The 8,419-nt window shown below is 68.5% G+C and carries 13 protein-coding genes and 2 pseudogenes; 13 read left to right on the top strand and 2 right to left on the bottom strand.

Annotation, left to right across the window (positions count from 1 at the left end; translation table 11 throughout):
* The 11 genes and pseudogenes from AC5LUJ_RS06245 to AC5LUJ_RS06195 all read left to right on the top strand — a co-directional run.
* Positions 1-869, top strand: a pseudogene (locus AC5LUJ_RS06245) (hypothetical protein); the annotation flags it as partial.
* 143 nt (positions 870-1,012) lie between these two features.
* Positions 1,013-1,309, top strand: a complete 297-nt coding sequence (locus AC5LUJ_RS06240; protein WP_250292008.1) for a helix-turn-helix domain-containing protein — start codon at positions 1,013-1,015, stop codon at positions 1,307-1,309.
* Positions 1,310-1,345: 36 nt separating this feature from the next.
* A pseudogene (locus AC5LUJ_RS06235) lies at positions 1,346-1,735 on the top strand (NYN domain-containing protein); the annotation flags it as partial.
* Positions 1,736-1,816: 81 nt separating this feature from the next.
* A complete protein-coding gene (locus tag AC5LUJ_RS06230; RefSeq protein ID WP_250281671.1) occupies positions 1,817-2,026 on the top strand; it encodes a type II toxin-antitoxin system VapB family antitoxin in 210 nt (69 codons plus the stop codon).
* Positions 2,023-2,460, top strand: a complete 438-nt coding sequence (locus AC5LUJ_RS06225) for a PIN domain-containing protein (RefSeq protein ID WP_250292004.1) — start codon at positions 2,023-2,025, stop codon at positions 2,458-2,460. The genes AC5LUJ_RS06230 and AC5LUJ_RS06225 overlap by 4 nt, the downstream gene beginning before the upstream one ends.
* A 220-nt stretch (positions 2,461-2,680) precedes the next feature.
* Positions 2,681-3,157: an ATP-binding protein gene (locus AC5LUJ_RS06220; RefSeq protein WP_493464606.1), complete on the top strand. Its 477-nt coding sequence runs from the start codon at positions 2,681-2,683 to the stop codon at positions 3,155-3,157.
* A gap of 159 nt (positions 3,158-3,316) precedes the next feature.
* Entirely contained in the window at positions 3,317-3,652 is a 336-nt protein-coding gene (locus tag AC5LUJ_RS06215) for an XRE family transcriptional regulator (protein WP_493464605.1), read from the top strand.
* A gap of 129 nt (positions 3,653-3,781) precedes the next feature.
* Positions 3,782-4,078: a helix-turn-helix domain-containing protein gene (locus AC5LUJ_RS06210; RefSeq protein ID WP_250281663.1), complete on the top strand. Its 297-nt coding sequence runs from the start codon at positions 3,782-3,784 to the stop codon at positions 4,076-4,078.
* 335 nt (positions 4,079-4,413) lie between these two features.
* Positions 4,414-4,632 (top strand): hypothetical protein, encoded by a 219-nt coding sequence (locus tag AC5LUJ_RS06205; protein ID WP_493464604.1) that lies wholly within the window; start codon positions 4,414-4,416, stop codon positions 4,630-4,632.
* A 149-nt stretch (positions 4,633-4,781) separates the two neighbouring features.
* On the top strand, positions 4,782-4,988 hold the full coding sequence (locus AC5LUJ_RS06200; protein ID WP_445548469.1) for a helix-turn-helix domain-containing protein: 207 nt from the start codon (positions 4,782-4,784) through the stop codon (positions 4,986-4,988).
* A gap of 395 nt (positions 4,989-5,383) precedes the next feature.
* Complete coding sequence (locus AC5LUJ_RS06195) at positions 5,384-6,424, top strand: ATP-binding protein (RefSeq protein ID WP_493464603.1); 1,041 nt, start codon at positions 5,384-5,386, stop codon at positions 6,422-6,424.
* Positions 6,425-6,518: 94 nt separating this feature from the next.
* Here AC5LUJ_RS06195 and AC5LUJ_RS06190 read toward each other — a convergent pair whose 3' ends face one another.
* Complete coding sequence (locus tag AC5LUJ_RS06190; protein ID WP_250281657.1) at positions 6,519-6,926, bottom strand: type II toxin-antitoxin system VapC family toxin; 408 nt, start codon at positions 6,924-6,926, stop codon at positions 6,519-6,521.
* Positions 6,923-7,153 (bottom strand): FitA-like ribbon-helix-helix domain-containing protein, encoded by a 231-nt coding sequence (locus tag AC5LUJ_RS06185; protein ID WP_250291996.1) that lies wholly within the window; start codon positions 7,151-7,153, stop codon positions 6,923-6,925. Before AC5LUJ_RS06185 ends, AC5LUJ_RS06190 begins: the two co-directional genes overlap by 4 nt.
* A gap of 196 nt (positions 7,154-7,349) precedes the next feature.
* On the opposite strand from AC5LUJ_RS06185, the gene AC5LUJ_RS06180 reads away from it, so the two are divergent.
* Together AC5LUJ_RS06180 and AC5LUJ_RS06175 are read left to right on the top strand one after the other, a co-directional pair.
* Positions 7,350-7,904: a Uma2 family endonuclease gene (locus AC5LUJ_RS06180; RefSeq protein WP_493464602.1), complete on the top strand. Its 555-nt coding sequence runs from the start codon at positions 7,350-7,352 to the stop codon at positions 7,902-7,904.
* Positions 7,905-8,214: 310 nt separating this feature from the next.
* A partial coding sequence (locus tag AC5LUJ_RS06175; protein WP_493464601.1) for a hypothetical protein occupies positions 8,215-8,419 on the top strand: 205 nt, incomplete at its 3' end.

Genomic DNA, 8,419 nt, shown 5'->3' with positions numbered 1-8,419 from the left:
CCCGGACCCGTGGCCTGCGCTACGAGCCGGCCACGTTGCGTTCGTCCGTGCTCACCTCGACGTTGTGCGGGGCCGCGGACGCGGCGGAAGCGGTCGCCACGATCGGGCGGGTTCCGCTGCTCGCCGGGATCCGCGGCGATCCTGATCGCCGGCTCGCGGTGGCGTCCTGGCTGCATGAGCTGCATCCGCCCGACACCGGCGACGGGGTGGGTGCGGCGTACTGGGCGGGGTTGACACCCGACCGGCTCGGGGAACACCTGGTCGCGGTTGATCTCGCCGCGGACCGTCCGGACCTGGCGGGCACGCTGCTGGCCGATGCCTCGCCCGGGCAGGCTGTCCAGGCGCTGACCGTGCTCATGCGCGCCCGGGCCCATCAGCCGCGCGCTGCCGGCGAGGTACACCGGCTTGTGCGCGCTCACCCCGGCCTGCTCGGTGCCGCGGCGCTGGTGGTGGCGCGGCAGGTCGATGACCCGTCGGTGCTGCTCGACGCCGTCGCCGATGTGGCGCCCCACCTCACCGTCGATCATGTTCGGCTGCTGGTGAGTGTGCCCCCGGAGCGCAGTCTGATCCTCGACGGTCTCGCCGTAAAGATCACCAATCGCGCTGTTGATCTTTTTCGGGAATGTGCCGTCGCCGATCCCGACGCCTTCCTGCCCAACCTGGCCACGTCGCTGAACAACCTGTCACTGCGGCTGGCTGATCTGGGGCGGCGGGAAGAGGCCCTGGCGGCTGAACAAGGACGAGATGCAATCCTCAGGAACGTCAACAGACGGGATAACGCTCCGCGGGGAGATGCCGGTACGGCAAGCGCACGTAGGCTGACGACGTGGCGCGACCGACTCCGCGATCGGAGACGGCGATGCGGATAACTCGTCGTGCCATCGCTGGGGACGGATGTAGCTGTTCGCCAGGACGCGGATGCGGGAGGCCGCCGAGGTGTCTCGGGCGAGGCGTGTGCTGGCGCGCTGCCTGGCCGAGTCACGCACGGTGGGCGGGGGCGAGGAGGACGGCGATGGCTGAGCGGGCGGACTGGGCGGAGCTGAGGGAACGGCGGATGGGCGAGCCGGGCGCGCGGGAGGCGTACCAGGCGGCCAGGCTGGCGTTCGAGCTGGGCCGGGCGGTGCGGGAGCTGCGCCTGCGGCGTGTCTGGAGCCAGGCTGAGCTGGCTCGGACGGCAGGCATGACCCAGTCGGCGGTGGCCCGGTTCGAGGCCGGCGGGACAGTACCCACACTCCCCGTGCTGGGTCGGCTGGCCGAGGCTCTCGACGCTGACCTCGACGTTCGCGTCACCCCGCGCTCCGCGGCGTAGGCGACAGCGGTGGCCACGGGATTCGCCGGGGACGTGGTCCCCGGCGTGCACGTCATCGTGGACGGTTACAACGTCACCAAGCGTGGGTACGGTTCGTTGACGTTGCAGGCGCAGCGCGCCCGGCTGCTGTCCGGGCTCGGCGCGCTGGCCGGCCGCGCGCCCGAGAGCGAGATCACGGTCGTGTTCGACGCGACCGCGGTCACCGCCAGGCCGGTCGGGGTGGCGGCGCCCCGCGGGGTGCGGGTGCTCTTCAGCCGCTCCGGCCAGCTGGCCGACGAGGAGATCGTCCGCCTGGTGCGGGCCGAGCCGGTGGGACGTCCCGTCGTCGTCGTCACCTCGGACCGCGAGGTGGCCGACACCAGCCGCCGCTCGGGCGCGCGCCCGGTCCCCTCCGCCGCCCTCCTGGCCCGCCTCGACCGCTCCTGACCGCCAGAGACGTCGTAAGTCATGATCGTCATAGCGATCCAGTATTGTTGATCGTATTGCTCGTGCTATACGATCGGATATATGAAAACGATGATCGATCTGGACGATGCCATGCTGGTGCTGGCTGCCAAAGAGCTGGGCACCACGACGAAGAAGGACACCGTCAACGCCGCGCTCGCGTTTGTGGCCAACCGCCGCCGCCGCATCGAGCAGTTGCTTGACGACCCGTATGCCCTCGGGGTCGGTCCGGACATCGCGGATCCGGAGATCATGCGGCAGGCTCGTCGGTGACCCTCCCGGTCGGTTCCGGCCAGCTCTATCTGATCGACACGTCGGCACACGCGCGGACCGGCCACCCGGCGGTCCGCAACGTCATCGCCGGGCTCATCGCCGACCGGGCCGCGGCCACCTGTGTGACTGTCGACCTGGAGGCCGGCTACTCCGGCCGTGACCTCATCGATGTACGTACGATCGCCGAGCGACGCAGGACTCTCTACGTGACGCTGCCGATCAGCGAGGCTGTCGCCGAGCGGGCACGTGATGTCCAGGTCCGGATGGCCGCCCGGGGCCACCACCGTGCCGCTGGAGTGATCGATCTGCTTACCGCCGCGGTGGCCGAACATCATCGTGCGGTCATCCTGCACTACGACGCCGACTTCGAGCACATCGCGGCCACCACCGGGCAGCCGCACGCGTGGATCGCACCACGCGGCACTCTCTCCTGACATTCAGCCTTTTAGGGGGCGTTCTACTCGTTGTCGCCGAGCCTCAGCTTGAGTTGATCTTTGGGGTGGTCGGTGGAGCGGGCTGGGGCAGGACGAACAAGCCGGTATCGGGCTCGGTGAGAACACCCCGTTCCACCAGCCGTTCCAACCGGGCTCGCATGCTCTCGACATGCCGGGGCCCAGCGTCCCCACTCAGCGTCCGGCACACCACCGCCTCGTCGTGTCGAACCCCGGGGGGCTGTATGGAATCACCGTTGACCGGCTGGGCCGCGACTATGTGACCTCAGCGCGCAACGCACGCCTCGTCGATATCTGCCAGTATGTGCGGTCCCCGAGTACCGGAGCGCGGGTTATCGAGGCCCTCGCGACCGGCATCCCCGCGGTCACGGAGGCACTCGCCACCCAGGGCCTCCCGCCGGCGCACTACGTTGACAACGGCATCCGATTCACCGTGGTCCTTCATCAGGCTCAGGCTCAGGCTCAGGCACGGCCGGTGCTCACCCACGTCGAACAGCGGGTCCTCGATGCCGTCAACAACGGCATCGAGACCGCCAACGACCTGGCCGCCGAGCTCGATGTAACCGCGCAGTATGTGCGCAAGATCCTCCGCGGCCTGCGCGAGCGCGGAATGATCACTCAGCAGGGCGGAAGGGGACGGCGCACCGTTTACCACCCTACGGGCCGTTCGGGATCTTAGCGGCCGGTAGGCGTCGGCGCTGGCAGTAGATCGGAGACAGCGTTCCCCGTCGGAGACAAGTCCGGCAACCGGCAGGGGTGGTACGAGGTGGCGGTCCCGCTCGCCGAGGCACGCCACGCCGAACATCTGGTAGCGCTGGAAGAGGGAGGCTGATCGACGATGAGCGGACGAACCGCCGCCGGCTGGCACACCTACGAGGACACCGGCGAACTGCTCGCTGAACTCGGCCTCGACGACGCCGACATGACCCGGGCACGTGAGGTCGCCGAAGATCACATCCGGGCGTGGCATCTCGCCCAGGTCCGTGCCGAGCAGGACCGCACCCAGTCCGACCTCGCCGCCGCGATGGGGGTCTCCCAGCCGCGCGTCTCCGCCCTCGAACGGGGCGAACTCGACAGCGTCACCATCTCTACCCTGCGTGCCTACGTCAGTGCCCTCGGCGGCAAGCTCCGCATCGTCGCTGACTTCGGCGATCGGGAGTACCGCCTGACCTGACGCCAACGACCGGTAGCGTGGCACAAAGGCCGGTAACCGTTGCCGACCTGGGACAGGTGACGGTTCGCGCGTCCGGCGGTCAAGCTGTCCGGTCTCGGCCGGCATGCCGGTCAACTTCAGAGGACGGCGGTGGCTGAGCGGGCGGACTGGGCGGAGCTGAGGGAACGGCGGATGGGCGAGCCGGGCGCGCGGGAGGCGTACCAGGCGGCCAGGCTGGCGTTCGAGCTGGGCCGAGCGGTGCGGGAGCTGCGCCTGCGGCGTGCCTGGAGCCAGGCTGAGCTGGCTCGGACGGCAGGTATGACCCAGTCGGCGGTGGCCCGGTTCGAGGCCGGCGGGACGGTACCCGCACTCCCCGTGCTGGGGCGGCTGGCCGAGGCTCTCGACGCTGACCTCGACGTTCGCGTCACCCCTCGTTCCGCGGCGTAGGCGACAGCGGTGGCCACGGGATTCGCCGGGGGCGTGGTCTCGCCAGGTTCACGGAACGTACGTTCGACGACATCGACATCGACATCGACATCGAGCCGTGCCACTGGCGGAAACATCCACCCAACTCGATGAGTGCAATCAATGCGCCTTCGCCGACAGCCAGCAGCGATCAAGGAAAGTGTGAAAGTCGAGCACGTGATGACAGCTTCCGCATCTACCACGCCGGTTGAGGCGTGCCGTGCAGATCTTCTTGTGTCGCCCGACGATTTCAAACGAGTCTGTCGCGTTCACCGGGTCCTTGGTTGGCAAGCATGATGTCTTGTATGCGGACCACCTTGACCATCGATGATGACGTCGCCCGGCTGATCGAGGAGGCTGTCCACCGCGAGCGTCGCCCCATGAAGCAGATCGTCAACGACGCGTTGTGGCGCGCCTTGGCGCCGCCCGATGCCAGACAGGAGCCATACCGTCTGACACCGCACGAGTCGGCTGTACGGCCGGGATTCGATCCGTCTGGTTTCAACCGGCTCGCCGACGAACTGGAGGACGAGTAGATCATGGATAATGTGCGGCAGCCTCGTGATCGTCCTCGACGTCAATCTGCTGCTTTGCACGGTCATCTCAGGCTTCCCGCAGCACTCGCGGGCGCACGCGTGGTGGGAACAGGCTGTCAACAGACCTGCCCGTGTTGGTCTGACCCAGCCTGACGCTGTCCGCTCAGGAGGCGGCAGACCTGCTGGGCATCTCGCGCACCACGCTGGTCCGGCTGTTGGAGAGCGGCGTCATTCCGTTCGAGAAACCGAGCCGCCACCGCGAGGTCCGGCTCGACGACCTGCTCGAATACCGCAGGCGTCAGCGCAACGCGGCCGTAGATCACCTGAAAGCACCCAGGGTGCCTACCGGCCCGTAGGCGCGCCAGCGGCGCACATCGCACAGGGTGTCGTCCATTGTCTTCCGGTAGTTATTTTGTTAACTGTGCCGCGTCTGGCGGATTCGTGGCCGCATGGGTGGCGCCCAGGTGCCGTTCGCGGTCTTGTCGCCACCACCAGCGGTTCCTGTCTGGTGATCCGAGCGGCCACGCGGCGGCGAAGCGGACAAGGCCCAGTTCGTCGAGCTGGGCATCGCCGTGGTCTCGAGTCTGTTCGACGAGGTCCTCTATGCCAGCCTTCGACAGTTCCGGCTACGGAAAGTCGTGTCTACCTCCCCACTTCTGTGGTGTGCCATCTAGCAGAACCCCCTACCTTCTGTGGTGAGACAAGGGCGAAAACCCCTACCTTCTGTGGTGCCGGCAGGTAGCCGCGGTCCATGCGAGACGACGAGCTGCGCCGCGTCCTCGCCGATGCGAACCCGTGGTGGGCAAGCGCGGCAGCCGGTACGGACCCGACGGCGTGGGCTCGCGCCAACCGCGTCCTGCGCGGCCGGGCCGGTTCCGGGGCCGGGCACCGCATCCGCCAGCTCCTCCCGATGGGTTTCCGTGACTACCTCACCGCCACCCACCCCCGGCTGCCTCTCCCACCGGTCAGCCATCCCGGTGAGCTCGACAGCACATCGGCGGCCGGCGCGCTGTCCGCCCTCGCGTTCAGCGTCGACGACTTCGACCTCGCCTGGCAGGACTACCTGACCTGCGGCGGTTTCCCCCGCGCGGTCGCCGAGCACCACCGCGCCGGCGCCGTCAGCCCCACCTACCTGCGCGACCTGCTCGCCTGGCTGCGCGCGGACGTCGATCCAGAGGCGTCCACCGACTCCGTCCCGCTCCTGCTCACCGGAATCGCCGCGCGCATGACCAGCCCGCTGAACCTCACCGCCACCGCCGCCGAACTCGGCTACCCCAACCGCGACCTGTTCGAACGCCGCATCATCCGCCTGGTCAACTCACACGCCGCCCTGCGCTGCCGCCAGCGCACCGACGACGGCCGGGCCGTCGCCGGGACCCGGCACAAGCTGTATCTCACCGACCCGCTCCTCGCCTGGCTGCCGGCACTGACCAGCCCCGGCCTGCCCCGCCCGGAGTTCCCCGCACTGAGCGAGATGGCCCTCGCCGTCGCCCTCGCCCGTGCCGTCGACCAGCACGACGAAGGACGCTGGATCGCCGACGACACCATCGGCTATGCCCGCACCGGCTCCGGTGGCGAGATCGACCTCAGCCCTGTCCGTATCCCCGGCACCGCCGGCCCCATGGCGACCACCCCCATCGAATCCAAGTGGATCGACACCGGCTGGCGCGCCGAAGCCCGCCGCATCGACGCCAGGTACGGCCACGGCATCCTCGCCACCAAATCCATCCTCGACCTCGACCACCCGGTCAGGGCCGTCCCGGCGCCCATGCTCGCCAGCCTCCTCGGCTGAGGCCGGGTGGTACTTCAGGCGACGGCCTTCGGCGAGCGCCTGCTGACGGCACGCGGCAGTCCACGCACAGCCTGATGACCGTTCTGACGCAACGTCAGGCGAAGAGCTCGACAGCGCATGTGGCCGCGCCGCTGCGCGCGATGCGGGCGTCGCTGGTGATCAGGGGAAGTCCCAGCGCCTCGGCGAGGGCCACGTACTGCGCGTCGTACGCGCTGAGGTTGTGATGCAGTTCGCGGACCCGCCGCCAGAGGATCAGTGTCTCGTGCCGCACGAGCGGCAGTATCTGGTAATCGGCGACGGCCTTCGTCGTCTCTCGTTCGGTGATCTTGTTGCCTCGAAGCATCCCGAACAGCGCCGAGACCACTTCGTAGTCGAGCAGGCCAGGTGCCGCGAGCGACTCGAGGCTGGCGAGCCGGCGGCGTACGGCGGCTCCACCCGCACCCTGGTCTGTCAGCGTCCGTACCAGCGCCGAACAGTCGATCACGGCCGCTACATCGCTCAACGGCGTTGCCTGCCGTCGTCGATCGCGGCAAGGATGTCCGAGGTGCTGACGTCGGACCGTGTCTCGCGGTCGAGGCGGGTCATCATGTCCGCCAGGGACGGCGTCCGTGCGTCGCGCGTGACCAGGTCGAGCAGGTACGTCTGTAGGCTGCGTCCCCCCTTCGCTGCCTTGATTTTCAACGCTTCGAGGGTGGACTCGGAGACGTCGCGGATAGTGATCGCAGTCATGCCTGCATTTTACCTACAGTGCCTGCGATACGCCATCGAGATCGTTAGTGGCGGACGAAGAGCGTGTCCGAGATCGTTCCATCCGTGGGCAATGATCGTTGAGGACCGGTCCGGCTACCCGGGACGGCGGCGTTACGCTGGCTCGGGAGGATCAGGCCGTCGGGTCGCCTGGAGGAGGTGTGCCATCGCCACGGAGATGATTGCTCCCGCCTGGATGCACCAGCAGATCACGGTGGAGCAGTACGACTCCTGGTCCGAGGAGCAGTGCGCGGGCATCGAGATCGTGGACGGGACGGTCGTCGTGAGCCCTCGTGCGTCCAAGCGCCACAACCGGCTGGTCAAGATTCTTGCGGTCGCGCTGGAGGCAGCTGCCGGGCCGGGCTGGAACGCGGATTTCGGCTTCGATGTTCGGCTACAGGAGGTGCCGCTGACGAACCGGCGCCCGGACGTCGTCGTGTACCGCGCCGACACGATCGACATCATGCCGGCCCGTTCCGAGCACATCCTGCTTGTCGTCGAGGTCGTCTCACCGGGCTCGGAGACGACCGACCGGGTCGTCAAGGCCGAGCAGTACGCACGGGCCGGGATCTCGTACTACTGGCGGGTCGAGCAGCCCCCCGCGGGCGTCCCGGTCGTCCGCACCTACGTCATCGATCCGGCGACCAGGGCATACCGTGACGATGAGGTCTTCACGGGTGTCGTTGACGCCGTCGCGCCTTTCCCCGTCAAGATCGACCTTGCTCGGCTGTAGCGGCGTCAAGCCTGGGCTTTCTGGTGGGGTCAGGGGCTGGGTGGCCAGGTCTCGTTCTTCGTCCGGGCTGTGCTGGGTTCTCCTGCTGGTCCCGGCATCCTTCCTCTGGCGGCCTCGGCATCATTCCTGATTCATGCTTTCGGTCTGGTCGTCGCGCTGTCCGGTGGACCGCTGGGGGTGTCGGGGCGGAAAAGTTGTCGGACCTGGTGCCTACGGTGGGTCCCGACGCGATCGCGTCACCCGTGGCGGTCATGTCATGACCGTTCGGGTCGGCTCGAGGCGGCCGGTTCCGGCCGGGGAGGCGGAGACGATGCTGATCGACTGTGGCACCTGCGTGGTGCGCGGGGCCGCGTGTGGGGACTGCGTGGTGCGTGTTCTGCTGGAGCCCGCCGGCGGTGTCGTCGACTGGGACGACAACGAGCAGCGGGCCGTGGACGCTCTCGCCGCCGGTGGCCTGATCCCACGCTCCCGGTTCGTCCCCCCGGTGGCGTCCGCGACGCCCAGGAAGGCCAGGG

The sequence above is a fragment of the Protofrankia sp. CiP1_Cm_nod3 genome (assembly GCF_982290655.1).
The sequence above is the reverse complement of the archived record's forward strand: the minus strand, read 5'-3'. Positions and strand labels throughout refer to the sequence as shown.

Coding starts and splice junctions, on each gene's coding strand:
- AC5LUJ_RS06240 (WP_250292008.1), top strand. CDS start 1,013: ATGGCTGAGCGGGCGGACTGGGCGGAGCTGAGGGAACGGCGGATGGGC.
- AC5LUJ_RS06230 (WP_250281671.1), top strand. CDS start 1,817: ATGAAAACGATGATCGATCTGGACGATGCCATGCTGGTGCTGGCTGCC.
- AC5LUJ_RS06215 (WP_493464605.1), top strand. CDS start 3,317: ATGAGCGGACGAACCGCCGCCGGCTGGCACACCTACGAGGACACCGGC.
- AC5LUJ_RS06195 (WP_493464603.1), top strand. CDS start 5,384: ATGCGAGACGACGAGCTGCGCCGCGTCCTCGCCGATGCGAACCCGTGG.
- AC5LUJ_RS06185 (WP_250291996.1), bottom strand. CDS start 7,153: ATGACTGCGATCACTATCCGCGACGTCTCCGAGTCCACCCTCGAAGCG.
- AC5LUJ_RS06180 (WP_493464602.1), top strand. CDS start 7,350: ATGATTGCTCCCGCCTGGATGCACCAGCAGATCACGGTGGAGCAGTAC.